The organism is Rhodopila sp., from assembly GCF_965277825.1.
In the GTDB taxonomy this organism is placed as follows: domain Bacteria; phylum Pseudomonadota; class Alphaproteobacteria; order Acetobacterales; family Acetobacteraceae; genus Rhodopila.
The window spans coordinates 2,774,348-2,799,413 of the sequence record NZ_OZ255846.1 but is presented as its reverse complement, the minus strand read 5'-3'; the positions used below and the strand labels follow the sequence as shown (position 1 = coordinate 2,799,413).

The window sequence follows — 25,066 nt, the reverse complement described above, 5'->3', positions numbered from 1 at the left end:
CTTTCAGAAACGTTTTGTAATGCCGACCAGGAAAATGTTTTGGTAGAAGTCAAATTCGGTAACGTCAGCGGATCGTTGCAGGAATGTATAGCGTACGTTGGCGCTGACGGTATTGGAAATCTGCCACCACCAGGCCAGCGTCGCGGAAAACGATGTATTGTTGCCTGGATTGAAGGCGGAAATCGCACCGGCGGACTGATCCTGAATGGCATAGGAAAATGCCGCGCTGACCGTCATGTCGGGGCGCATCTGGTGCAGCCAGCTTACGCCGGCGGACTTGCTTTGCGTGGTGCTGGTGAAGGCGCCCCCGAAGCCCTGTTGTTTCGCCAGCAGGAAGCTGATCGAGATGATGTCGCGGTTCAGCGTGGTCTGGCTGCCCAGCGTCAGGGTCGAGGTGCGGAACACGCCGTCTTGCACTGCCAGCGCATTGGAGGTGCCGAATAACGACCCGCCGGTCTGGGCATTCACCAGGGCTCCATTCGGGGCCGCGGTCGCCAGGTTGAGCTGGTTCTGCACGTATTCGAGTTGGGTGCCCAGGGTACTGCCGTAGCTGGCGAACACTCGGGTGCGCTGGGTCAGCGCGTAATAGCCGTCGGCGCTGAACGAGTTGAAGCCGTCCAGGTGGCCGTAGCTCAGGGTCAGCGAGCTGTCGGGGTTGGGCGCGAAGGTCGCACCCAGGCTCCAGATCAGGTCGTGAACCGATTGCTGGCCGAGGCCGGTGTAGGTGATGTCCTCGTGGCCGCCGGAGGCGAAAACCGAGAAGCCTCGGAACAGTTGATAGGTGAGCTTGTCGTCGAAGATGGCGCGGGTGGAGGAGGAATTCTGGCTCGCCTGTTCGGGCAGGCCGGTGAAGAAATCGGTGCTGCCGGCACCGGCGGTGGTCTGGTCCTGGCGCAGGTCGATGTCGAAGCTATTTTGCAGCGAGGCCAGGAAATCACCGGTGTCGAAGTGCGCGATCTCTTCGTTGGACACCAGTGTCTGGGCATTCGCGCCCCCGGTCGGGAACGGTGAGGCGGCGAACCCAGTCAACGGATCGGATTCGGTGACGTTGAAGGAGTAACCGAGCTTGGCGTTGCCCCAGTCGCCGAGGTGGCGAAGCAGATAGGGAGAGATGCCGAAGCTGGAGGTCTGGACTTCGGTATTTCGGCTGAGACCCTGGTTGTTGCCGGCCAGCGTCGGGATCGCCGCCTGCGCCGCGGCGGCGGATCCGGATGGGGCGCCAACGCCACCGATACCGCCGATGCCGCCGAACTGGTTCTGCACGCCGGCGATGGCGCGGACATCGACATAGGCCAGGTCGGGCACCAGCGTGATGCTGGCGAGGCCGTTCATCTGTTCGGTTAGTGAGTTCAGGTCGCCGGTGCGGGCGTACAGCGCCAGGGTCGGGGCGAAATCGAACGACAGCTGGATGCGCGGCAGGTCGCCGGCTAGGCTGAAGCCTGGGGAGAGGTAGGTCACCAGGTCAGCGCGCCGCGGACTGTGCAGTTGCAGGACGTTGTCGGTCAGTTCTTCCTGCAGGTCGATCCTGGGAACAAACGTCCAGCCGCCGCCGACCGGTGGAGCGAAGCCGTTGACCAGTTGCAACTGATGCTGCAGATCGCTGACGTCCGAAGGGGCGAGTTCGCTGCCTGGCGGGGTTTGATCGGCGTCACTGGCGTCGAGCAGCGGAAATGCCATCGCTCCACCCGTGGGCAGCAGCAGCGCCACGGCCAGCGCGATGGCGCGCGATCGGATGCGGCCGGGGCGTGGGCAATTCGGTTCGGCGGCGGTCATCGCGGAATGGCGCGGCTTGGCGGTTCAGGGAGCGTAGTACGACGAGTAGGCGCCGAAGCTGTGGCGCGCCGAGGTCTGCTGCTTGTTCAGCACCATGGTAATGGTGGGGCAGGCCTGGACCAGGTCGAGCGCGGCCTCGATTTCCTCGCGCTGGGTGCGGTCGGCCTCGACCACGAACAGGATCTGGCCGACCAGTTGAGCGAGCAGCGCCGGATCCGAGGTCGAAAGGCACGGCGGCGCGTCGAGGACCAGCAGGCGGTCGGCATACCGCCGGCCGAGGTTCTGGATCAGCCGCGCCATTTCGGTGGCGGAGAACAGCTCGGCACTGCGTTCGCGGTCACGGCCGATGGGCAGGATCGAAAGCAGCTCGATCGGGGTCTTGACGATCATCGGGGCGGGATCAAGCCGCGGGTTGGCCGCCAAGTCGAGCAGCCCGGCGGCCTCGGCCAGACCGAGGCTGGAGCAGATCGATTCGCGCTTGGCATCGGCGTCGATCAGCAGCACGGGGTGATCGGCCTGGCGGGCGATGCTGGCTGAAAGGTTGGCGGCGATGAAGCTTTTGCCCTCCCCGGGCCGGGCGCTGGTGACCAGGACCAGGTTGGAGAAGCCGGGCTGGGCGTCCGGGCCGAAGGCGGCGCGCAGGATCTGGCGCTGCACCAGGCGAAATTCCTCGGAGATACGGGTGCGGCTGCGCGACCAGTCAATCATGCTGGCACGTTGCAGAGCAGCGGCGCCGACCGCTGGGGGGGTCCAGGGCGCTGGGGTCGTGGGGTCGGCCCGGGGGACCGGGGTCAGGGGGACTGGGGCAAGGGGGACTGGGTCGCGGGGGCGGCCGGCCGCGGGTCGTGCCGGCGGGCGGGGTCGGGAAAACAGCGAGGATCGCTGTGCCGCCATGGCGTGCTCAGCCGGGTGGGCGGGCGGTTCGGCGATTGCCGCATCGGCGGGCGGAAACAGTAGTTGTGTTTCCGGATTGTTCAGGCCGCCGGAGAGCAGCAGACGCTCGGCCGCCCGTTCGACCAGATGAGAGGATTTCGGTGTCAGCATAGCAGGACGGCTCCGTTGGCCGGGAACGTCGTCACCGAGCAGTCGGGGGCGGGTGTCGAATGGGTCACTAGATCAGCGCCGTCGAATGCAGGATATGCAGCACAATTCCGCCGTAGGCGCAGACCAGCAACGCGACGGCGGTGGCGACCCGAAGCGCGGCCATCAGTCGCCGGCGCAACGGCACCAGTGTCAGGATCGAGATGCCGCCGAGCACCGGAAGCCCAAGGCCGCGCAGGTCGTCGATGGTGGCGAATGACCGGTCCAATTGCGCCAACAGCACGGTGATGCCGACGCCGGCCGTCAGCGCGCCCAGCAGCACGCCAGTGACCAGCAGCATGCGGTTCGGCGCCACCGGAAGCCGCGGCACGCGGGGCGGGTCGATGACCTGCAGCTTGACCTTGTCGGCCTGGGTATCGGCCGCCTGAGCAATGTTGGCCGACTGCAGGCGCTCCAGTAGTTCTTCGTACTTTTGCCGCAGCACGCTGTAGTCGCGGTCCATATTCTGGTATTCGGCGATCAGGCCCGGCTGTTCGTGCTGGACCTTTTCCAGACGGTCGCGATAGCGCACCGCGTCGTCGCGCTGGCGCTGCAGCGAGACCACGGCAGCATCGGCATCGACCAGTTTGACCTTCAACTGATCATAGACCGCGTTGGGAACCGAGCGCCGGGCGGTGAGGGTTGGAGTTCGGGTTCCGTTGGCGGTGGGGGCTGCCCTATCGGCCGGTGCGTGGCGCAGCGATTCAATCAGCTTGCGCTGGGCGATGACGTCGGGATGCTGGTCGGTATCCTTCAGCAGCAGCACGCGAAGCTGATCCTCGGCTTCCTGCAGCGTGCTCCTGCCGGCGGGGCCGCCCCCCAGGCCGCCGGCCTCGGTCACCAGCATCGGTGGCGTGCTGTCGACCTCTTTTTTCAGCGCGGCGCGGGCAGCGAGCGCATCCTGCAGCCTGCCGTCCAGCGCTTCCACTTGGTTGCGGGCGCCTTCCAGCGCCGGAACGTTGGGACTGTTGTCGGCGGGCAGCACCTCGATGTAGCGGGCGCGGAAATCCGCTCGCCGTTGTTCGGCGGCGCGAAGCTGCTGTTCATAGGATTTGATCTGCTGTTCCAGGAAACGACGGGCGTTCTCCATGTCGGCGCGGGACCCGCCGGTGGCGCTTTCGACGAAGATGGTCAGCAGGGTCTGCACCACGTCGTGCGCCAGCTCGGGGCTTTTGTCGCGATACGTGATGGTGAACAGGTTCTTGGTCTGCGGGTTGACCTTGATCTCGTTGGCCAGTCGGGTGAGCAAGCGGTCGCGGTCGGCAGCGCTGTTGATGCTGAGATCGAGGTCGGTCTTGGAGACCAGCTTTTCCATGTTGGGTCGGCTGAGCAGGGTGCGCTGCAGGATTTCAAGCTGGCTGGAGGGCGCGGTGTCGGCGGCCAGACCGTGCAGCAGCGGGGTCAGCACGGCATCGGCATCGACGTATAGCCGAGCCGAGGACTCGTACTGGTTGGGGATCGAGTACACCGCGGCCCAGCCCAGGCCGCAGAGCAGCCAGGCGACCATCACCGCCAACCAGCGCCGCCGCCACGCCGCGCGCAGATAGCGGGAAAGCAGGACGCGGGCTTGCTCCATCGGCGGTCGTTCCTCAGAACCAGGACTGCGGCACGATCAGCGTATCGCCGGGGGTCATCGCGATGTTCTGGTTGATATCGCCGTCCTTGATCAGGTCGGCGAGGTGGACGTGGATTGTCTGTTGCTTGCCGCCGGCGTCGGTGCGCACGATCACCGCGCGGTTGCCGGCGGCGAATTTGGTCAACCCCTTGGTGGCGATCATGACGTCGAGCAGGGTCATGTGGTCGCGGTATGGGATGGCGATCGGATCGACCGCTTCGCCGATCACCCGCACCTGACGGTCGGGCGGCCCGATGAAGCCGCGCACGATCACCGTCACGTTGGGGGCCTGGATGTATTTGGTCAGCCGCTGCTCGATCTCGCGCGCCAGTTGGGTGGGGGTCTTGCCGGCGGCGGCAATATCCTCGATCAGCGGGGTCGAGATGCGTCCGTCGGGGCGGACCGCGACGCCGGCCTCGCTAAGGTCGGGATTGCGGTAGACGAAGATGCTAAGCTGGTCGCCGGAGCCGATGATGTAATCGTCCGCCGGCTTGGCCGCGGTGGTATCGACCACCGGGGGCGCCGGCGGGGACCCGAACAGGCCGCAGCCGCCGAGTGCCAACAACAGCAGCAGGGCGAGGCCGCGCCGGCGGGAGGCGGTGGGCCGGAGCGCGGCCATGGGCCAGGAAGAGTCGCATCGCGTCTGATCGGGCCGATGGAGGGTCACGTTAACCTCAAGTAAGGATCGGAGCGCATAGGGGCGCCCCATCGGAATAAAGGTCCGGCACGTCGCGTCCGGAAAGCGATGGTAGGCGCGGAAGGAATCGAACCCCCTCTTCTGCCATGTTGAGGCAGCGCTCTGCCAATGAGCTACACGCCTCCCGGCACCATCGGGACGGCAGCGGCGACCCGTCGGGACGGGTAAGTCGCGACCGACGACGTTCCCGATCGGCAATCGTGGCCGTGACGGCCTCGTTATGATCAATCATTACAGACATACGAACGACCGCCGGCGGATCAAATGGCTACTTCGGATTGTCACCAACCGTGATAGCCTGCCCTTGATAGCAGGTTCTGAGGCAATCACAAGGATATTGTCTAACCGCGACGAAATTGCCGGCACTGTGGATCAGGAATTTAGGGGCCACTGTAAACAAATCTGTTGACTCACCCTGCAACGTTCTTGTTAGGTATCGGTCCTGCCCTTGGGTCAAGCCACCGGTCTTGTCTTTGGGCAATTTGTCATAACAGCGGGAAAACCGACTCCGCGAGGACTTCTGGTTTCGCTGGTCGGAACGGGCCGCGGCGATGACGGCGGCGCGCGGATAGAAAGGAACGTCTGAATGCAGCGCGCAGCGGCGCACCATTTGCCTGTCCCGGTGGCCGGGCTTTCGTCGAACGGCGAGCGGCGCGGGCTGCCACTGCTGGATGACGCGGCACCCCGGCGAAAGTATATTGGGCGAATAAACCCGGACCGGATGACCGCCGAGGATTTTCGCTGCGAGCACGGCTTGGCACCCGGGGCGGTGTCAAAGGCGTTGAAACGGCTGTGCGACGTGGCGATCGGCGGCTGCCTGCTGATTGGGCTGCTACCACTACTGGCGATGACCGCGGTGGCGATCAGGCTTGACAGTCGCGGCTCGGTTTTCGATTGCCAGCCTCGTGTCGGGCTACTGGACCGGCCATTCACCCTGTTGCGCTTCCGCTGCATGACCACGGATTTGGGCCTGGGCTTTGGCCGGCGGCGGCCGCGGGAGGCGCGCATCACCCGGATTGGCGGCTTTCTGCGCGCCAGCGGGATCGAGGCATTGCCGCAACTGATAAACCTGGTTCGCGGCGACGTCAGCCTGGTCGGACCCCGTCCGGAACGGCCGCACGTGGTGGGACAGATGGCACGCTCGATACGGCTCTATCACCAGCGCCATGATGTCCGGCCCGGCCTGACCGGCTGGGCCGAGGTCAATCTGGGTGCGGGCGGGACGGTCGAGGACGCGCGCAAGAGGCTCGCCTACGACCTGTATTATGTGAAGCACCACGGTCTGATACTGGACCTGGTCACCTTGCTGGCGACGGTTTGCATTGGGCTGCCGCGCCGGGGCGACGGCTGATCACGGCCCGGGGGTGATGACCGGCGCAGGCGGATGACCTTGCAGCTTCCCGCAATCCTGATTCTGTATGGCGCCTGCGCCGTGGTCTATGGCGTGCTGGCGGCGCTGATCCTGGCGAAGCCGCCGGTGGGCCGCAGCGCGGGTTGGCTGGCGTTCGCCTGCGCGGTGACCGCGATATGGGCGGCCGGCTTTGCCGTGGCCTGGTCGGGCGCCGAACGGGCGAGCTGGATCGGGCGTGTCGTTTCTTGGCTGGAAATCGGGCGCCTGCTCGCCTGGTATGGGTTCGTCCTTCACCTATACCGCCGGTCGGTGGGATCGCGGGAGCAGGTTTCCAGCGCCTTCCGGACGATGGGGCTGCTGGGCTTGCTGATTTTCGCACTGGCTCCCCTGCTCGACTGGCTCGGCGGGGATGGGTCGGCCAGCCTGCTGTCGCTTGGCACCGCGACCCGGATCGGCCTGGCGGTGGCAAACCTGCTGATCCTGGAAAATCTGTATTTCAACACGCCGGCCGAGACACGCTGGCACATCAACCTGCTCTGCGTCGGGCTGGGCGCGGTGTTTGGCTACGATCTGCTGCTGTATGCCGATGCCGTCCTATTCCACCGGCTGTCGTTCGATCTGATCGAGGCCCGCGCTCCGGCGGTCATGCTGGCGGCGCCGCTGATCGCTCTGGCCTCGATCCGCGACCGGCGCTGGAAGATCGACATCCATGTATCCCGCGATGTGGTGTTCCACAGTTTCAGCCTGATCGCCAGCGGCATATTCCTGCTGGCGATCGCGCTAACCGGCGAGATGTTCCGCGGCGGCGGGTCGGAATGGGGACGGGTTGCCGAGACGTCGTTGATCTTCGGTGCCATCCTGGCGGTGGCGGTTATGCTGACGTCGGGGACGGCGCGATCGCGCATCCGATCCATCGTGGTGGAGCACTTCTTCACTCACCGCTACGACTATCGCCGCGAATGGATGCGTTGCATCGATGCGCTGACCGCGCCGGACGCGTTCATCGCGCTACACAAACGAGCGATCCGAGCCGCGGCCGAGGTGGTGGACAGTCCGGCCGGCGCGCTGTTCGTGCGACCGCCGCAGGATGTCGCCTTCGCCTGGGCCGGGTCATGGAATATGCCGGCGGCGACGGCGGCGATTCCGCCGGGCCATCCGTTGGTGGCGTGCTTCAAGCACGGCGACTGGATCGTCCGGCTGGAGGACCATGCAGGGTCCGTCGGCTGGCTGACGGAATTGCCCCGGTGCTGGCTGGTGCTACCGCTGAGTCATTTCGGCAAATTAATTGGATTCGTTGTTCTGGCGCGATCAAGGGCGCAGTTCAAGCTGGACCGCGAGGCGTACGACCTGCTACGCGTGATCGGGCGTGAAATCGCCAGCCGCGTGGCGGAACAGCGTGCCATGCAGGTGCTGACCCAGACGCAACAGCTTCGCGAATACAGCCAGCGTTTCGCCTTCGTTATCCACGACATCAAGAACGTGTCCGGCCAGTTGTCCATGCTGCTGACCAATGCCGAGGTTTACGCCGACAATCCAGCGTTCCAGCGCGACATGCTGGCGACGGTGCGGGCCTCGGTCGGCAAAATTACCCGGCTGTTGTCCAGGCTGCAGGTCGAGCGGCAGGAGCGCAGCCATGCCCTGATTACACCGGCGGACCGGTTGCGCGACCTGATCGAGACCTGCCGGATGACGCGGCAGCGAGACATCGTGTTTGCCGATCGAAGCGAGGCTGCCGGCGCGGCGATCGATCCGGATGCGTTCGATGCGGTGGTCACTCACCTTTTGAACAACGCCGCTGAGGCCTCCGGCCCGGGCGCCGCGGTCACCGTTGATCTGCGGCTGGAAGCGAGCGGGGTGGTGGTCGACATCGTCGATCGCGGCCCTGGCATGGCGGCGGAATTCGTTCGCGACGAGCTGTTTCGCCCGCTGCGCAGCAGCAAGGCTGACGGTCACGGCATCGGCGCCTATCAGGCGCGGGAGCTGTTGCGCGATGCCGGCGGCGACCTTTTGGTGCTGACCCGTCCGTTCGGCGGCACCACGATGCGGATCATGCTGCCGCTGGTGCAGGCCGGCGTGGCCGAACCGCCGCAGGATCATGCGCCGGCCGAATTTCAGCCTGAGGCCGCATGCTGAAAACGTTTATTCAGACGCACAATCCGCGCGGCACGCTTTATTCGATCGTGGTTCCGGGCGCCGACCTCTGACAGGAAGCATTCATGTCCAAACCAAAACTGCTGATCGTCGAGGATGATGAGGGGCTGTGCTCGCAGTACCGGTGGGCGTTTCCGGCCTGTGAGGTACTGCTGGCGCACGCCAGGGCGCAGGCGGTGGCGCTGGTGAAGCGCGAGATCCCGCCGGTCGCGATCATGGACCTTGGCCTGCCGCCCGATCCTGACGGGGTCAGTGAAGGGTTCGCCACGCTGTCCGAGGTGCTGCGGATCGCGCCGCAGACCAAGGTGATCGTCGTCACCGGCAACGGCGAGCGCCAGCACGCGCTGCGCGCGGTCGCCACCGGGGCTTATGATTTCTGTGAAAAACCTGTGGCGATCGAGGTGCTGCGCACGATCATCGATCGCGGCCTGAACCTGCATCGGCTGGAAGACGAGAACCGCCGCCTGCTGGCCGCGCCGGCGCGCTCGCCGATCGAGCGGATCGTCAGCGCCAGCCCAGGCATGCTGAAGGTGTGCCGAGACATCGAAAAGATTGCCACCACCAACGTTCCGGTATTGCTGCTAGGCGAGAGCGGCACCGGCAAGGAGGCGTTGGCACGGGCGGTGCACGACCTGGGGCCGCGTGCCGCGCAGCCGTTCATTGCCATCAACTGCGGCGCGATCCCGGAGAACCTGCTGGAAAGCGAGTTGTTCGGGCACGAACGCGGCGCCTTTACCGGGGCGGTGAAGCAGACCATCGGCAAGATCGAGAGTGCGCATAAGGGCACGCTGTTCCTCGACGAGATCGGTGACCTGCCGCATCCGCTGCAGGTCAAGCTGCTGCGCTTCCTGCAGGACCAGATCGTCGAACGCATCGGCGGCCGACAGAAGATCCAGGTCGACGTGCGCATAGTATCGGCGACCAACGCCAACCTTGAAGACAAGATCAGCCAGGGGGTGTTTCGCGGCGACCTGCTGTATCGGATGAACGCCTTCACCATCCGCATTCCGCCGCTGCGCGAGCGGGGCAGCGATATCATGCTGCTGGCGAACTTTTTCATGAACCGCTTCAACCAGGAATTCGGCCGCAGCTTCCGCGGCTTCACCGAACATGCCACGCACGCGATGAGCAGCCATGATTGGCCGGGCAATGTGCGGGAACTGGAAAACCGTCTCAAGCGAGCCGTGGTGATGGCCGAACGGCGGCTGATCGATGCAGTCGATCTGGAATTGGCGGTGCCAGGCGCGGAACTGCCGGACCTCGATATCCGCAGCGCTCGGCTGCGAGCCGAACGCGAAGTGGTTCAAGAGGCGTTGCTTCGCAGCAACAATACGCTGGCGGTGGCGGCGCGGCTGCTGGGCATCAGCCGACCGACCTTGTACGGCCTGCTCGATGTCCACGGGCTCGGGCATGGGCTCGAGGCAGTCGGCGCGAGTGTAGATGCCGGTGAAACGACTGTGCAATGCGATCAGGGGTAAGACGGATGCGTTACGGATCTCTCGGCGGGATGATGCTCGGCGCCTGGGTCGGCCTGTTGCCGATCGCGGCGCACGCGGACTATCTGTCGGACGCCAAGGCGGCGTTGAAAAAGGGCGACCTCAAGACCGCCCAGATCGAGCTGCGCAATGCGGTTCGCGGCGACCCGCAAAACGCCGAGGCGCATTACTGGCTGGGCCGCGTCAGTTTGGAACTGGGTGACAACGTTGCCGCCGAACGTGAGGCGATTGCGGCGCGCGACCGCGGCTTCGATCCGCAGCAGAGCGTGCCGCTGCTGTCGCGGGCACTGCTGGGGCAGGGCAAGTACGACGACCTGCTGGCTGGGTTGAAGCCGGACGGCAAGGACAAGCGGGTGGATGCCGCGATCCTGGTGGCGCGCGGCTACGCCGAGATCGGATTGAAACGCCCCGACGAAGCGGCGGCCTCGTTCGCCGCGGCCGAGCAGGACGCGCCCGGAGCGGTGGAGCCGTTGCTGGCCGACGCTAGGCTGGCGATCGGACGCGGCAACCTTGCCGGGGCCGCGGCCAAGATCGATCAGGCGATTGCGGCGCAGCCAAAATCGGTCGAGGCGCTGCTGGCCAAGGCGGAGGTGCTGCGGCTGAAGGGCGACATGCCGGGCGGTATTGCCGTCCTCGATGGGCTGATCGGCGACCAGCCGGGCGTGCTGGCGGCGTACTTGACCCGCGCCCAGTTCGAACTTGCGGTGGGCAAAAACGACGCTGCCAGGGCCGATATCGAGACGGTGATGAAAGCCCAGCCGGGCAACCTGCAGGCGATCTATCTGCTGGCGATCACCGAAGCGCAGTCCGGGCATTTCCCGGCCGCCGACGCCGACCTGGAGCGGCTTTCCAGCGTTGCCGACCGCTTGCCGCGCTATTACTTCGTGCGGGCGATGGTGAAGGCGCAGCTTGGGCAAAACGAACAAGCCGAGCAGGCGGCCGGCAAATATCTGGCACGGGCACCGAACGATTTGGCGGCGTACAAGCTGTTGGCCAAGATCCAGTTGGCCAAGCAGCGGCCGGACCAGGCGGTGGAGACGCTGAGCAAGATCGCCGACTCCGGCAAGAGTGACGCCGAGGTTTACGACATGCTGGGCACTGCCTATGCGGCGACCGGGCGAGGCACCGAGGCGATCGCGGCGTTCCAGAAGGCCGAGACGCTGGCGCCGAACGATGTCGGGGTGCAGACAAGGATGGCGTCGGTGCGCCTGGGCATGGGCGATCCCGACGCCGCGGTGGGCGACCTTGAGCACACCTTGAAACTGGCGCCCAAGGCGCCGGCGGTGGGGCAGGCGCTGTTCTTTGCCGCGCTGGCCACCGGTGACAACGCGAAGGCGGCCGATGCGCTGGCGAAAATCCGTGCCGCCGAGGGGGACACCGCCTCGGTCGGCAACCTGGATGGGTTGCTGAAGCTCGCCGAGATCGACTTTCCGAGGGCCAAGGCGGTGTTCTCCGATCTGGTGCGGAAATACCCCAACTTCGTTCCGGCTAAGATCAATCTTGCCCGGCTAGATGTGATGATGGGTGACAGGGCAGCGGGCGAGGCGTTGCTGAGTGATGTGCTGGCGGCGCAGCCGACCGTGCAGCCGGCGCTGTCGATGCTGGCCTCGGCCTACGTGCAGTCGAATCGGCTGCCGGATGCGATCGCCTTGCTGCAGCGGGCGCACGCGGTTGCTCCGGCCTCGACGCCGGTGACCGTTGCGCTGGGCGAGGTGTATATCCGGTCCGGTTCGGCGCAGAAGGCGCTGGACCTGGCGGCGGGGGCGACCGGCGGCAATGCCGAGGCAGTCAATGTCGTGGGGCTGAAGGCGGCGGCTTACCTGGCGCTGGGACGCAAGAAAGAGGCGCGCGACAGCCTGGAAGAGATCCTCAAGATCAATCCCCGGGCGGTCGAGGCCCGGCGTCAGCTTGTCGCGCTGCTGGTGGAGGCTGGTGAATTCGAAGGCGCCCGCAGCGAGGTCAGCGCTGGGATCGCCGCCAATCCGAACAACTATCAGCTCTATCGGGACTATGTTTCGATCGATCTGAAGTCCGGCGGGATCGAGACTGCATTGGCCACCGCCGATCGGCTGCGCTCGGAGAACCGGGGTTTCCCGGCGCTCGACGCGCTGCGCGGCGATGTCTATCTGGCGGCCAACCGGCCGGCCGACGCGGTGACGGCCTATACCGATGCCAACAACGCGGCGCCGTCCGAGCTGCTGGTGAGCCGGCTGGCGGCAACATTGCTGCGTTCGGGGCGGGCGGCGGACGCCCAGGCGCTGTTGCGCGATTGGCTGGGCAAGCACGGCGATGACATGGCGGCGACCGAGCAGGCGTCGGAGGTGGCGATCGCCGGCGGCAGGTATGACGAAGCGACGAAGTATCTGGAAACGCTGCTGCGTCGGAAGCCGCACGATCCGGTGGCGTTGAACAACCTGGCCTGGGTGTACCAGCAGCAGGGCGATGAGGCGAAGGCTCGGGGGCTGGCGCGGCAGGCCTACGTGCTGGCGCCCAGCGCGACGACCGCGGACACGCTGGGCTGGATCATGACCATGTCGGGCGACCCGCAAGGCGGCGTGGCGCTGCTGCGCCAGGCCAGCACGGCCGGGTCGGATCCACGCATCCGCTACCACTACGCGGTGGCGCTGAGGGACACCGGCAACGCCCTCGAAGCGAAGAAGCAATTGGAGCGCGTGGTCGAGAACAAGGGTTCGTTCAAGGAGAAGGACGACGCTCAGAAGATGCTGAATGACATGACGAAGGGGACCTGAGACGCCTGATGATGGGTGCGGGGCCGCGGTGGGGGTTGGTATGAGGCCGGTGCGGCTTTTGACGTTCTCCACGCTGTTCCCGCACGCGGCCAGGCCGAACCACGGGATTTTCGTGGAGAACCGGTTGCGTCACCTGTTGGCGAGCGGTCAGGCCAGCAGCACCGTGCTGGCGCCGGTGCCCTGGTTCCCCAGCGGATGGAAGGGGTTTGGCGACTGGGCGCTGAACGCCGCGGCGCCGGCCGCGGAGGAGCGGCATGGCATCGCAATCCGGCATCCGCGGTTTCCGGTGATCCCGAAGCTGGGCATGGCGGGGGCACCCTGGCTGCTATACCGGGCGATGGTGCCGCAAGTGGCGCGCCTCCTGGCGTCGGGCCATCGCTTTGACCTGATCGATGCGCACTACGTTTATCCCGACGGCGTGGCCGCCACCTGGCTTGGACGGCGGTTCGGCCTGCCGGTGGTGATGACGGCGCGCGGCACCGACGTGAACTTGATCCCACGCTACCGCCAGCCTCGGCGGCTGATCGAGGCGGCGATCCGCGACGCCTCGGCGCTAATCGCGGTCAGCGCCGCGCTGAAGGCGGCGCTGGTCGAGCTTGGTGCCCCGGATGACAAGGTGACCGTGCTGCGCAATGGGGTGGAGACCGACCTGTTTCGTCCACCCGAGGATCGCGCCGCAGCGCGCGCGGTGTTGGGATTGACCGGACCGACGCTGATCTCGGTCGGCGCGCTGATCGAGCGCAAGGGTCATCACCGCACGATCGAGGCGATGCGGCGCCTGCCGGACTTTGCGCTGATGATCGTCGGCGAAGGACCGGAGCGGGTTCGGCTGGCGGGGCTGATCGCCAAGTTGGGTCTCGGGGGCCGGGTGCGGCTGCTCGGGTCGCGGCCGCACCGAACGTTGGCGGCGCTTTACGGGGCGGCGGATGCCTCGGTGCTGGCATCATCGCGCGAGGGCTGGGCGAACGTGCTGCTGGAGTCGATGGCGTGCGGCACGCCAGTGGTCGCCGCCGATATCTGGGGCAACCCCGAAGTCGTTCGGGCGCCAGCGGCGGGGGTGATCTACCAGCCGAATACGCCCGATGGGATCGCCGAGGGCGTGGGCCGGCTGTTTGCCGCGCTGCCCGAGCGGGCGGCGACGCGGGCGTATGCGGAGCCGTTCAGTTGGGATGAGACGACGGCCGGTCAGTTGGCGCTGTTCCGACGGGTGGTTGGGGGGTTGCGGTCGGCGCCGGTCGGTTAATTGCTCGCTACGGTGTGATGGTTGGGCGTTTGCCAGGGCCGGAACTGGCGGGGTTGGGCCATTTTCAGGCTGCCGACGATCGTGCTTTATGCCGCGGGTGAAACCACGGAGCGTCGTCGATGTCCGCCTCTGCCACGGCGCAGCCGGCCGAACCATGGTTGGAATTGCCGGGCGGGTTTCCGCCGGACACGGTGGGGTTTGCCGTGCGGACGACGCTGGCGCTGATGCTGGCATACTATTTCTGTTTCTGGATCCAGCTATCCAGCGCATCGACCGCCGGTATCTGCGTGGCGATCGTGGCTCAGCCGCAGTTCGGCGGAACGATGTCCAAGGCGCTGTATCGGGTGGCCGGCACGCTGATCGGGGGCGTGGTCGCGGTGATCGTCACGGCACTGTTCGGCCAGGACCGGAGCATGATGCTGATCGTGTTCACGCTGTGGCTGGCCGGCTGCAGTTTCGTCGCGTCCTTGCTGAAAGATTTTCGCGCCTACGGTGCCACGTTGGCTGGCTATACGTTGGCGATTGTCGCGATCACCGACATTGACCTGCCGCAGAACGTTTTCCTGACGGCGCTGGACCGGATCGCGGCGATCCTGGTCGGGGTTTGCAGCCTGGCACTGGTGAACGGAATGTTCGGGCGCGCCGATGCGTGGCAGGCCCTCACCCGGCAGTTGCAGCAGTTGATCGACGAGACGACCGAGCGGGTCATTGGTAGCTTGCGGGGCGATGCGGCGACCATGTCGGTTACCGACCAGGCGCAGTGGGCGACCGCGGTGCTGGCGCTGCGCACTCAGGCCACCTTCGTCGCCGGCGAACTGCCGGCCGGGCGGGCGCGTGCGGCCGGTGCACGCAGCGCGATCGGGGGTCTGCTTGGGATGGCATCCGCCGGCCACGCCATCAGGGCTGGACTGGCGCGGGTGGAGTCAGACGAGACAGTGCGGCTGGCCATTGGCCGGACGATCGAGGCACTGCGCAATCCCGCCGCCGATCGTCCGCGCCTTGATCTGTTGGCCGATGGGTCGCCGCAGATTGAAAAGGTGTTCCTGCTGGAGCGCTTGGACGAACTGGTGGCGCAGCATGGCTTTGCGCTGGACGGGCTGGGTGCGCTGACGGACGGGCGGGCGCCGCTGCGGCGAGTGCGGTTGCCCAGCCAGCCGGATCTTGTCGGCGCCGCGCTGAACGCGACGCGAACCGCGATCGTGGTGGGGTTGGCGGCGTTGTTCTGCATTTACGGCAATTGGGGCGGCGCAACGTTCCTGTTGGTGCAGATCTCGGCCGTGGTGGCGTTGCTGGGGATGCAGCCCGATCCGACCCGGGCAGCGATGCTGTTCGGTTTCCAATTCCCGCTGGCGATCGTTGCCGGCGGATTGGTGGAGTTCCTGCTGTTGCCGCAGACGGGCGATTTCGAGCTGTTCGTGCTGGCGGTGGCGCCGTTTGCGCTGGTCGCTTGCGCACTGGCGCGTCATCCGAATCTGGGAGCGGGCCCCAGCACCGGGATGTTGATCTGGTATGCCTTGATGCTGGCCCCGGCAAACCCGCCGAACTACGACCTTACGTCGTTCTTCAATATCGCGCTGGAGATGGTGGGGTCGGTTCTGGCGGTCATCGTGGGGTTCGCGGTGATCCTGCCGGTGTCTCCGCCGCGTCGGCTGTTCCGGGTGACCAACGCGGCGGTGCGCGATGTGCGCCGGACGTTGCGGCGGCGGCATCGATTGGATCGGGTGCAGATGCTGTCGTTGCAGTACGACAGGTTTGCCGCGGCTCTGTTATGGTTGGGGCGGCGGACGCCGGCTCGGCTTGACCTGCTGTCGCGGATTCACGATTTGGGCGCATTCAGCGCCACGCTCAGCAGGACCGTCGACGCACTGGATGCCACCCTGAGCGAGGCCCCAGCCCTGGCCGGCGAGGTGGCGCGCGCTCGCGCAGCGCTGCTGCGGCCATCGGGTCGGGCACTGCATGCCGCCGGGGCTGCGTTGCTGGCCGCCGCGCGAGCGCCCGGTTCGGCGCTCGGGTCGGCCGACGCGCCCGCGGCCTTCCCTGGCGCCATACAGGCTGCGTCGGGCTTATATGGGGCGGCCCTGCTAATGCCGCGGGCGCGATGCCTGCTGCGTCTTGCTGGATTGCCGCTGGGGTCCTGAGATGTGGAAAGAGACCAACATCGGCGGCGTCTTCATGGCACCGATCCTGGCCTACATGCTGGTCGCGCTGGTCATCTACGTGCTGTTGCGCCCGATCCTGGTGCGGCTGCATTTCGCGCGCTGGTCATGGCACACACCGCTTGCCGAGACAGGACTGTATATCTGCATCCTGTCGCTTTTGGTCATGTTGTTCTGAGGCGAATGGTTGCATGTTCAGGTCGGGGCAACGCGTCATTCGGGTTTTCATCACCCTGCTCATCCTGGTGTGCGCGGCATCAGGTGGGGTCTGGATGTGGAACCACTATCTGGTCGGGCCGTGGACGCGGGACGGCCAGGTGCAGGCCAATGTGGTGAACATCGCACCGGAGGTGTCGGGCCGGATCATCACGCTCTCGGTCGGCGACAACCAGTTCGTGCACAAGGGTGATTTTCTTTACGAGATCGACCCTTTCGATTACCAGGTGGCGCTTGCCGCGGCACAGTCGGATTATCAGAGCAAACAGGCCAGTCTGCAGAACGCCAATACCGAGGCCGAGCGGCGCAAGCAGTTGGGAACCTTGACCACCTCGGTGGAGGAGAGACAGACCTACACCACCAATGCAGATGTGGCGCAGGCGGCTTTCGCATCCTCGATGGCCAATCTGTCGCAAGCGCGGATCAACCTGCAGCGCACCAAGGTGGTTTCGCCGGTGAACGGGTATGTCTCCAATCTATTGCTGCACCTGGGCGACTATGCGACCAAGGGGACCCGCAACATTTCCATTTTGGATAGCGACAGTTTCTGGGTGGCGGCGTATTTCGAGGAGACCAAGCTGCATAACATCCATATCGGCGATCCGGCGGCGATCGGGCTGATGGGGTTCGATGCGCCGCTGCAGGGCCATGTCGACAGCATCGCCCGGGGCATCAGTTCGCCGAACTATGATCCTGGCACGCTGGGTCTTGCGTCGGTCAGTCCGGTGTTCACCTGGGTTCGGCTGGCGCAACGGATTCCGGTGCGTATCCACATCGACGAAGTACCCGGGGGTGTGTTGCTGGCGGCCGGCGAGACCGCGACGGTGACGGTAGGAGCGCGTGCGACGGACGGGCCGGGGACGACGCACGGGATCATTTCCGGGCTGTTTTCCCGGTGATGACGGCTGGTAGTCAAATGCTTGGAATCAACTTCTTGCGCAAGAAAATGCGCTTGTGGTCCTCGGACCAATCAAGTTCTGCGAAGACCTGATAACCAAGCTTCAAGTAGAAATCGGAAGCCTGAAAGCTGAACGTATCGAGCCAGGCGGAGTGGCATCCGCGGTCGAGCGCGCGATCTTCGCCCGCACCCAATAGCCGACGCCCAAACCCTTGGCCGCGCAGTTCCTCGGTCACCCACAGGTATCGGACGAACAGCCAACCACCGTAGGTTTCTCCCGCAAGTCCGGCGACGACGCGCTGGGCATCCCGCACGAAGACGCCGAGCGGTTTCCAAGGCTGATGTCGCGGCCAGCGGATTTCGTTGAAGTTCTCCAGCTCGCGCGGCAGGACCTCGATGTCGGCTTCTATCGGGTCGTCCTCGATGTCGAGGCGCAGGCCAGGGGGCAAGATCACGACAAACCTCCATCGGAGGTTTTCGGCGCCGGCTGGCGCGAATTCAGGCCTGGCCCCCGGCTGCTGGTCCGTGTGCTCGCAGGAACGACCGCACCTGGCGTACCACCACGGGAATCCGGTCCTTCGGGTCCTTCCAGGGAAACAGGCTGACTTCGGAGTTCGGCGCCAGTCGAGGCTTTCCTGACCAGGATGTACCGCACCGACCCCGACTTCGTAATGACCGTATCGCGTGATTTCGTCCGCGCCTGCCAGACCCCCGTGCTGGTGTTGCCGGATGACGTCCCGGCCCATCCATATGCCGTGGCGATGGAATCAGTGATGCTAGTGGATACGGACTTCGTTATGTTCGTAGAATGGCATCGTTGGTCCTCCATGTCTGGTCTGGCTTCACGCAGCCGGGTGCCGGATCGGCTCGAACGACAGTCTTGAGCCGGACGCGTGGCGCGGCAATATCTGCCGCCGACACCCGACAACGATGACTCGGCAGCGGTGCCAAGAAATCGGCCACGATGCCGAGGATCGCAAGGGCGTCGCACGGCCGCCACCTCGTATTCAGCGATCGGCTAGGCGAAGCTCGCAGCGCTGCCCGAATAGCAATCTCGACCGGCGAGTATGTGCTATCGGATCGTTGCAGACGCAACGGAACGGCCGTCCCGAGCGGCGGCGGGGAGACGAATCGCGCGGTTCGGCCACGGTGCTTCTGTGCCGCGTGGATCAGGAAAGGGTGATACAGATACACGGCAGCTGCTTCGCCGATGGCCAAGGCGACCTCACACTGATTGCCCACATCGCGGAGCGGCATTTGACCGATCCCGGCTTTTCCGGCCGTATCCAACAGCCGTGCCATGGGAAAATGCGAGCCGACGCGGATCCGTGTCGGCGCATCGTCTTGGCCAACGTCGGAAAACAGGAAAAGCATCAGCAAGGCGCGACCGCGTGACCTGACATTGTCCCGCCATGTGAAATAATCGTCCAGTGCAGCACCGCCGGTGTCACCGGGAAAGCTGAGATCGACGTGCCATCCTCGCCGGGGTCGGCCGGCGAGGGCGATCACGAAGTTGCCGACATCTATCCGAGGCTGCCACCGCCCCTGCCCCACCAGGCTACCGAATGCCTGATACAGCATGGCGGTGTTGGCGGCCTCGGGGACACCAGCGGCCGTGCACCGTGCCGATCAGGCGCTGGTCCCAGACGGATTACCGGTCGGTTCCAGCTCGCCGGGTTCGTCAGGGGCACAACCGGCAGCATGCCACAGCGCGCTACGCAGCCGGTTGGCAATTTGCCGCGGGAAGGCTTGCGGGATCCGGAAGAAGCCGTGTTCGATGAATCGTCGCAGGTCGGCGCTACCCAACATCTTCCCTCCTGAAGATCGGCGCGCCGACGCGTCGCCATACCCGAGCGTTCAGTCGCCGGTGGCGTTTCCCCCGGCTTTGCCGGCGGCGAAGCGCACGGCCTCTTCCGCCGCCCGCACCAGTGCGCGCGCCTTTTGTTGACATTCCTCGTATTCAGCCTCGGCCACCGAGTCGGCGACGACGCCGGCGCCGGCCTGGACGTACATCATGCCGTCCTTGACCAAAGCGGTGCGCAGCCCGATGCAGGTATCCATCGTTCCGTTGGCCGCGAAGTAGCCGATGCATCCGGCGTAGATGTTGCGCCGGTCGGGCTCCAGCTCCTCGATGATCTGCATCGCCCGCACCTTGGGCGCGCCGGACAGCGTGCCGGCCGGGAAGCCGCCGGCCAGCGCGTCCAGCGCGTCCAGTCCCCGGCGCAGCCGGCCCTCCACGTTGGACGAGATATGCATCACGTGGCTGAAGCGTTCGACGATGAAGCTCTCGGTCACCTTGACCGAACCGACCGCCGCCACCCGCCCGACATCGTTGCGGCCGAGGTCGAGCAGCATCAGGTGTTCGGCGCGCTCCTTCGGGTCGGCCAGCAGTTCGGCCTCCAGCGCCTGGTCTTCCTCGTGGTTGGCGCCGCGTCGGCGGGTGCCGGCGAGCGGGCGCACGGTGACGATCCCGTCGCGCAGCCGCACCAGAACCTCGGGCGACGAGCCGACGATGGAGAACCCGCCGAAGTCCAGGTAGAACAGGAACGGTGCCGGATTGATCCGGCGGAGCGCGCGGTACAACGAGAACGCGGGCAGCGCGAACGGCACGCTGAAGCGCTGCGACAGCACGATCTGGAACGCGTCGCCGGCGGCGATGTATTCCTTGCACCGGGCCACTCCAGCGATGAAGTCGGCCTTGGAGAAATTGGACCCCGGTGCCGGCGGGTCGGGTAGCATGACCGGCGGCGGCTGGTGGGGCAACGGGCGGTCCAGCGCTGCCTCGGCGGCATTGAGGCGGCCCATGGCGCGCTTCCAAGCCAGCTCGGCCGAGACGTCGCCGGCCGGATAGACCGGCGTCACTACGGTCAGTTCGTCGTTGACGTTATCGAAGATCGCCAACAGGGTGGGGCGCAGCATGATGCCCTCCGGGACGCCTATGACATCGCGGTTCTTCGCCGGAAGAGACTCGATCTGGCGCACCATGTCATAGCCCAGATAGCCGACCAGCCCGCCGGCCATCGGCGGCATGTGCGGGGGCACCTCCAACTGGGATTCAGCGATCACCGAGCGCAGGCTGTCGAGCGGCGCCTTGGTCTCGGCGGTGAAGGCGTGCGGCGCCGACAGCGCGTGGCGATTGACTGAGGCGCGGCCGTCCTGACAACGCCACACCAGGTCCGGTTGCATGCCGATGATCGAGTATCGCCCACGCGCGGCGCCGCCTTCCACGCTCTCCAGCAGAAACGAATTGGGTTGGCCGTGCGCCAGCTTCAGGAACGCCGCCACCGGCGTTTCCAGGTCGGCCACCGTCTTGCGCCACACCAGACTGCCGCGTCCGGCCTGGTAGGCCAGCCGGAAGGCGGCGATCCCAGGGGTGAGCGAAAGGTTCATGGCATCACTCCCTTATCGCGCCTGCCGTTACTGCGCTTGGACAACACCGTCGAAGCCTTGCTGATTGATCCGCGGACTGGCTCGCTGGCGCAAGGCGGCGACGAAGACGTTGACCATGTCGTTGCCGATCGATTGGCTGACCGCGGCGCGGGCCTGGTCATAACCGGCCTTGTCGGTGGCCGGATCCGGCTGCACCACTTCGGCCAGTTGGGCGACGAGGAATCCCTCCGGCAGTTCGACCACCGTCGCCTCGCCCTTTTTCAGGCTGAACAGAGCGCGTTGCAGTTCCGGGGCGACGTTGGGATCGGGTTGATCGCGGGTCACCAGCGGGCTGAGCTTCGGGGTGACGCCAGCGACCGTCGCGGCGTCGGAAAATGACTTGCCCCCCTTTACCGCGGTCATCATCGCGGTTGCCGCGTGGTTTTCGATTTGCCGTCGCTGGTCCTGCTTCCAGTCCTCGGCGACGGCCTGCTTGACCGCGTCGAACGGCTTGCGGCCGGTGGGAATGATGTTGTCCACCGCCAGCGCGTAATATGCCGACCCGCCGGTGGACGGGGTCTGCACCTCGGTCAACTGCAGCGGATCACCCTGGTGGGCCTGGAACGCGGCGGCGACCATTGTCGCTTTCAACTCGGGAGGGCCCGGGACCGGCGCCGCTGAGCCGGTTTCCGTGTCGCCTTTCGCGTCCATCGTTCCGGCCACCCCGATCAGCCCCAGATCGCCGGGCAGGTCGTCAAGACTGGTGCCGTTGCCCAGCAACTGATCCAGCTTGTTAGCTCGATCATACATCAGGTCGGCGGCTTTCGCGGCGCGCAGCCGGGTCAGCAGGGCGTCCTTCGCCTGATCGAACGTCGTCGTCACTCCGGCGGTGATCTTGGTTACCTTGACCACGAACCAGCCAAGCTGTCCCTTCACCGGTTCGGAAACGGTATTTGCGGTTGCCGAGAACACTGATTTTGCCAGGTCGGGATCGGGAAACTGCACCTCGGTCGCGTCGTCCTGGGTGATCGCCGACGCGCCCGCGGCCTTCGCCGCTGTGCCGATTGCCGCCCAACCCGCCGCGCCGGCGGGCGCGCCACGCCACTGTGCGGCCAGCGCCTGGGCTTTGGCCTGATCCGGCGCCGAGATCACTTCGGCCGACCGCGTCTCGGGCTTCTGATAGTCCGCCTTGCGCTCGTCGTAGGCGGCGTGCAGTTCCTGGTCGGTGACGCTGATCTGCGACCCGAGCGACTGCGGCGATAGTTCGATTGCCTTGATCCGGCGGAACTCCGGGGTGGTATAGCTTTTGGGGTGGTTCTTGTACCAGGCCTGCAGCGCGGCCTGGTCAGGAGCCGCCGGTTCGGGCGCGGCGGAGAGCGGAAACAGCGCGGTATCAGCCGAGCGCTTTTCGTATTCGCTCTCGTAGAGCGGCTTCACCTCGGTATCGGGCGCGGCCACCGACCCACTGACGGCCGAGAGCAATTGCTGCTGGGCGATATCGGCGCGCATCTGCTGCAGAAAACGAGCCTCGCTGTAGCCATTGTTCTGCAGCACCTGGGTGAAGACGGCGTGGTTGAACTTGCCGTCGGACCCCTGGAACGCCGGCATCGAGCGAACCACCGCGGCCAGCGCGTCGTCCGGTGTCACCACCCGCAGATCACGCAACTCCACCGCGAGGGCGGCCTGGGCGACCATCCGATCCAGCGTTTGCTGGCCAACCTGGCGGCGCAGATCGGCGGTTGCCTCCTGGCCTGGCGGCAGTGTTCGGGACCGCTGCGCCATTGCCCGCTGGTATTCGGCCTGGAAAGCGGGGACTTCGATGGTCTGATCGCCGACCTTGGCGATCCAGCTTGGCGGACCCATCATCCGGAAGAGATCGCCGCTGATGCCCCAGCCGACGAACGAAACCGCCATGATGACGAAGAATATCCGGGCGATCCAGGACTCGGTGAAGCGGCGGAACAGGGAGATCATGCGACGAAACAGGCCCGGAAGTGGGAAACCGGGGCTGCGTATACGGCGCCTTTGGCCGCAAGGACAGGGTATTCGCGGACTGAGCATAAGGACCCTGAAGTTCGCCACAGTGGGCGAACTTCAGCCTTCGTTTTGCGCCGCTAGCGTTTTTGCAGGTTCTGCCAAGCGCGATCCCGCGGCCGCGTCGAGCGAGGGCCGGCCCCGACTATCAGTCGCCGGCGGTTAAGCCGGCCACGGTGGTAACCTCGGCGCCGGCGAGCGGGGCCGTGACTGCCATCGCGTCATCCCATAGCACGCTCGAAAAGCCGCACTTGCGAGCCGTCCGTTCGATCCGGCGCTTGGCCTCGGAGCCGCTGGTGCCAAGCTGGTATCGCGGCAAATCGTGCACCTCGGCGGCGACGCTATCGGTGCGGTAGTTGATGTGAAATAGTCCGCGTTCGACTTGGCAAAGAGTCGCTCGCAAGACCCGTTGTCGCAGGCGTTCGGATTCCATTGTCACCTCCCGTGCGAGGGCGGCCTCGCCATTTTGTCCGGCGCTCCGGACGAAGCACCGCCGCGCCTCGCCATCGTGATAACCGCCGCTCAAGGCAATACCAAGGTTGTGGGCACGCTGACGACGAGTCACAAATGCGTCATTTTCATCAAACGACCGATTCAGCTGCGGCTTTTGCCGCATGGAGCAGGACCGTTCCGAGCAGATGCTCAGAGTGCGCGAATCAGGCTACAAAATAGACGGATCAAGGGTTCGCGCCTCAGTACCAGGGCTGGCCTGAACCGACTGATCAGGCGTACACGAATATCCCGCCGTCCAGATCGATCGCGGGAAACTCATCCTTTTCTGTCCAATAGTCCTGGGTGTGCTGCCACTCGGGCTTGTCGCCGCGTTTCGGCAGCAGGTGCATGCCGCGCATGATGTATCCGGGATTGAAGTTCTCCGGATCGATCCAAGGCAACAACGGCATCGCGCGGTCTTCCGGTCGCAGCGCCGGTGTCACCCTGCGCACTCCCTTGGCCTGCATGTGATTAAGCAGCCGGCAGACGAAATCGCCCACCAGATCCGCCCGCAAGGTCCAACTGGCGCGGAAATAGCCGAACACCCAGGCCATGTTGGGCACCCCGGTGAACATCATGCCGCGATAGGTCACAGTATCGGAGAACACGAGCGGGTCGCCGTCGATGCTGAATGCGATGTCGCCCAGCACGTTGAGGTGAAAGCCGGTCGCGGTGACAATGATGTCGGCGGCCAGCGCCTGGCCCGATTTCAGTTGAATGCCGGTCTCGGTAAAGCGTTCGATCTCGTCGGTGACGACCGACGCCTTGCCGGCGCTGATGCGCTTGAACAGATCGGCGTCCGGCACGAAGGCGATGCGCTGCCGCCACGGCCGGTAGCTTGGGGTGAAGTGCGACGCGACGTCGTAATCCGGGCCGAGCTCGGCGCGCACCGCCGAAAGCAGCTCGCGCTTCACCAGCTCGGGTTCGCTGAACGAGCGGCGGGTGAACACGTCCTGGTCGTGCAGGATCTTGCGCCGCACGATCTCGTGGATCCAGGCTTCCTCGATGCCGAGGTCGCGTAGTTCCTCGGCCAGCGCGATGGCGTTGCGTCCGGTGCGGAAATAGGTCGGCGAGCGCTGCAGCATGGTGACGTGGGCGGAGTCCTCGGCGATCGCCGGCACCAGCGTCGCCGCCGTGGCGCCTGATCCGATCACCACCACCTGCTTGCCCTTGTAGTCGAGGTCATCGGGCCAGGACTGCGGGTGAACGATCCGGCCGCGAAAGTCGGCCATGCCCGGCCACTCGGGCGTATAGCCGACCGAGTGCCGGTAGTAGCCCTGGCACATCCAGAGGAAGTTCGCGGTGAACCGCACCCCCTGGTCGGCATCCGTCCTGGTGGCCTCGAGCGTCCAGAGGTCGTCTGCGCTGGACCAACTGGCGCTGGTGATCTTATGCCGGTAGCGGATATGTCGGGCCAGGTCGTTTTCCCCGATGACCTCGCCCATGTAGGCGCGGATTTCGGCGGCGGTTGCGATCGGGGCGCTGGTCCACGGCTTGAAGCGATAGCCGAAGGTGTGAAGGTCGCTGTCGGAGCGGATGCCGGGATAGCGATGGGTCCACCAGGTGCCGCCGAAATTGTCCAACGCCTCCAGCACGACGAAACCTTTGGCCGGACATTGCCGGGTCAGGTGATAGGCTGCGCCGACCCCAGAAATGCCGGCGCCCACGATCAGGACGTCGAAGTGCTCGGTCTGCTGGACCGGCCGGATGAGCGGTGCTGTCTTGGTCATGGCGTGGGGTGGTTT

General features: G+C 65.6%; 18 protein-coding genes and 1 tRNA gene. 8 read left to right on the top strand and 11 right to left on the bottom strand.

From position 1 onward, the window contains the following. Positions 1–3: 3 nt before the first annotated feature. From ACQY4T_RS13825 to ACQY4T_RS13805, 5 genes are all read right to left on the bottom strand, one after another. Positions 4–1,773, bottom strand: coding sequence for a hypothetical protein (locus ACQY4T_RS13825; protein ID WP_428531256.1), 1,770 nt, complete (start codon positions 1,771–1,773; stop codon positions 4–6). A gap of 24 nt (positions 1,774–1,797) precedes the next feature. Beyond that, a complete protein-coding gene (locus tag ACQY4T_RS13820; RefSeq protein WP_428531253.1) occupies positions 1,798–2,817 on the bottom strand; it encodes a P-loop NTPase in 1,020 nt (339 codons plus the stop codon). Between the two features lie 67 nt (positions 2,818–2,884). Beyond that, positions 2,885–4,429, bottom strand: a complete 1,545-nt coding sequence (locus ACQY4T_RS13815) for an XrtA system polysaccharide chain length determinant (protein WP_428531250.1) — start codon at positions 4,427–4,429, stop codon at positions 2,885–2,887. Between the two features lie 13 nt (positions 4,430–4,442). Continuing rightward, positions 4,443–5,087, bottom strand: coding sequence for an XrtA/PEP-CTERM system exopolysaccharide export protein (locus tag ACQY4T_RS13810; RefSeq protein WP_428531247.1), 645 nt, complete (start codon positions 5,085–5,087; stop codon positions 4,443–4,445). Positions 5,088–5,214: 127 nt separating this feature from the next. After that, positions 5,215–5,288 (bottom strand) — tRNA-Val (locus ACQY4T_RS13805). A 463-nt stretch (positions 5,289–5,751) separates the two neighbouring features. Here ACQY4T_RS13805 and ACQY4T_RS13800 point away from each other — a divergent pair. From ACQY4T_RS13800 to ACQY4T_RS13765, 8 genes are all read left to right on the top strand, one after another. Continuing rightward, entirely contained in the window at positions 5,752–6,516 is a 765-nt protein-coding gene (locus ACQY4T_RS13800) for a sugar transferase (protein WP_428531244.1), read from the top strand. Between the two features lie 33 nt (positions 6,517–6,549). After that, a complete protein-coding gene (gene prsK, locus ACQY4T_RS13795; RefSeq protein ID WP_428531241.1) occupies positions 6,550–8,649 on the top strand; it encodes an XrtA/PEP-CTERM system histidine kinase PrsK in 2,100 nt (699 codons plus the stop codon). An 83-nt stretch (positions 8,650–8,732) separates the two neighbouring features. After that, entirely contained in the window at positions 8,733–10,145 is a 1,413-nt protein-coding gene (gene prsR, locus ACQY4T_RS13790; protein ID WP_428531238.1) for a PEP-CTERM-box response regulator transcription factor, read from the top strand. Positions 10,146–10,150: 5 nt separating this feature from the next. Continuing rightward, a complete protein-coding gene (gene prsT, locus ACQY4T_RS13785; RefSeq protein WP_428531235.1) occupies positions 10,151–12,913 on the top strand; it encodes an XrtA/PEP-CTERM system TPR-repeat protein PrsT in 2,763 nt (920 codons plus the stop codon). 49 nt (positions 12,914–12,962) lie between these two features. Beyond that, positions 12,963–14,156, top strand: coding sequence for a glycosyltransferase family 4 protein (locus ACQY4T_RS13780; protein ID WP_428531232.1), 1,194 nt, complete (start codon positions 12,963–12,965; stop codon positions 14,154–14,156). Positions 14,157–14,275: 119 nt separating this feature from the next. Beyond that, positions 14,276–16,294 carry an FUSC family protein gene (locus ACQY4T_RS13775; protein ID WP_428531229.1) on the top strand — a complete coding sequence of 673 codons (2,019 nt, stop codon included), beginning with the start codon at positions 14,276–14,278 and terminating at the stop codon, positions 16,292–16,294. 1 nt (position 16,295) lies between these two features. Next, the gene (locus ACQY4T_RS13770; protein ID WP_428531226.1) at positions 16,296–16,490 is read left to right on the top strand and encodes a DUF1656 domain-containing protein; all 195 of its coding nucleotides are present in this window, start codon (positions 16,296–16,298) and stop codon (positions 16,488–16,490) included. Between the two features lie 13 nt (positions 16,491–16,503). Then, positions 16,504–17,427, top strand: a complete 924-nt coding sequence (locus tag ACQY4T_RS13765) for an efflux RND transporter periplasmic adaptor subunit (protein ID WP_428531223.1) — start codon at positions 16,504–16,506, stop codon at positions 17,425–17,427. Positions 17,428–17,440: 13 nt separating this feature from the next. Here the strand turns inward: ACQY4T_RS13765 and ACQY4T_RS13760 are convergent, their stop codons facing one another. The 6 genes from ACQY4T_RS13760 to ACQY4T_RS13735 all read right to left on the bottom strand — a co-directional run bounded on the left by ACQY4T_RS13760 (position 17,441) and on the right by ACQY4T_RS13735 (position 25,051). After that, positions 17,441–17,881 carry a GNAT family N-acetyltransferase gene (locus ACQY4T_RS13760; protein ID WP_428531220.1) on the bottom strand — a complete coding sequence of 147 codons (441 nt, stop codon included), beginning with the start codon at positions 17,879–17,881 and terminating at the stop codon, positions 17,441–17,443. Positions 17,882–18,221: 340 nt separating this feature from the next. After that, on the bottom strand, positions 18,222–19,007 hold the full coding sequence (locus ACQY4T_RS13755; RefSeq protein WP_428531217.1) for a hypothetical protein: 786 nt from the start codon (positions 19,005–19,007) through the stop codon (positions 18,222–18,224). 276 nt (positions 19,008–19,283) lie between these two features. Next, positions 19,284–20,816 (bottom strand): anthranilate synthase component I, encoded by a 1,533-nt coding sequence (gene trpE / locus ACQY4T_RS13750; protein WP_428531214.1) that lies wholly within the window; start codon positions 20,814–20,816, stop codon positions 19,284–19,286. A gap of 27 nt (positions 20,817–20,843) precedes the next feature. Further along, the gene (locus ACQY4T_RS13745; protein ID WP_428531211.1) at positions 20,844–22,769 is read right to left on the bottom strand and encodes a peptidyl-prolyl cis-trans isomerase; all 1,926 of its coding nucleotides are present in this window, start codon (positions 22,767–22,769) and stop codon (positions 20,844–20,846) included. 208 nt (positions 22,770–22,977) lie between these two features. Further along, entirely contained in the window at positions 22,978–23,445 is a 468-nt protein-coding gene (locus ACQY4T_RS13740; RefSeq protein WP_428531208.1) for a hypothetical protein, read from the bottom strand. Positions 23,446–23,551: 106 nt separating this feature from the next. After that, positions 23,552–25,051 carry a flavin-containing monooxygenase gene (locus ACQY4T_RS13735; RefSeq protein ID WP_428531205.1) on the bottom strand — a complete coding sequence of 500 codons (1,500 nt, stop codon included), beginning with the start codon at positions 25,049–25,051 and terminating at the stop codon, positions 23,552–23,554. Positions 25,052–25,066 lie beyond the last annotated feature (15 nt).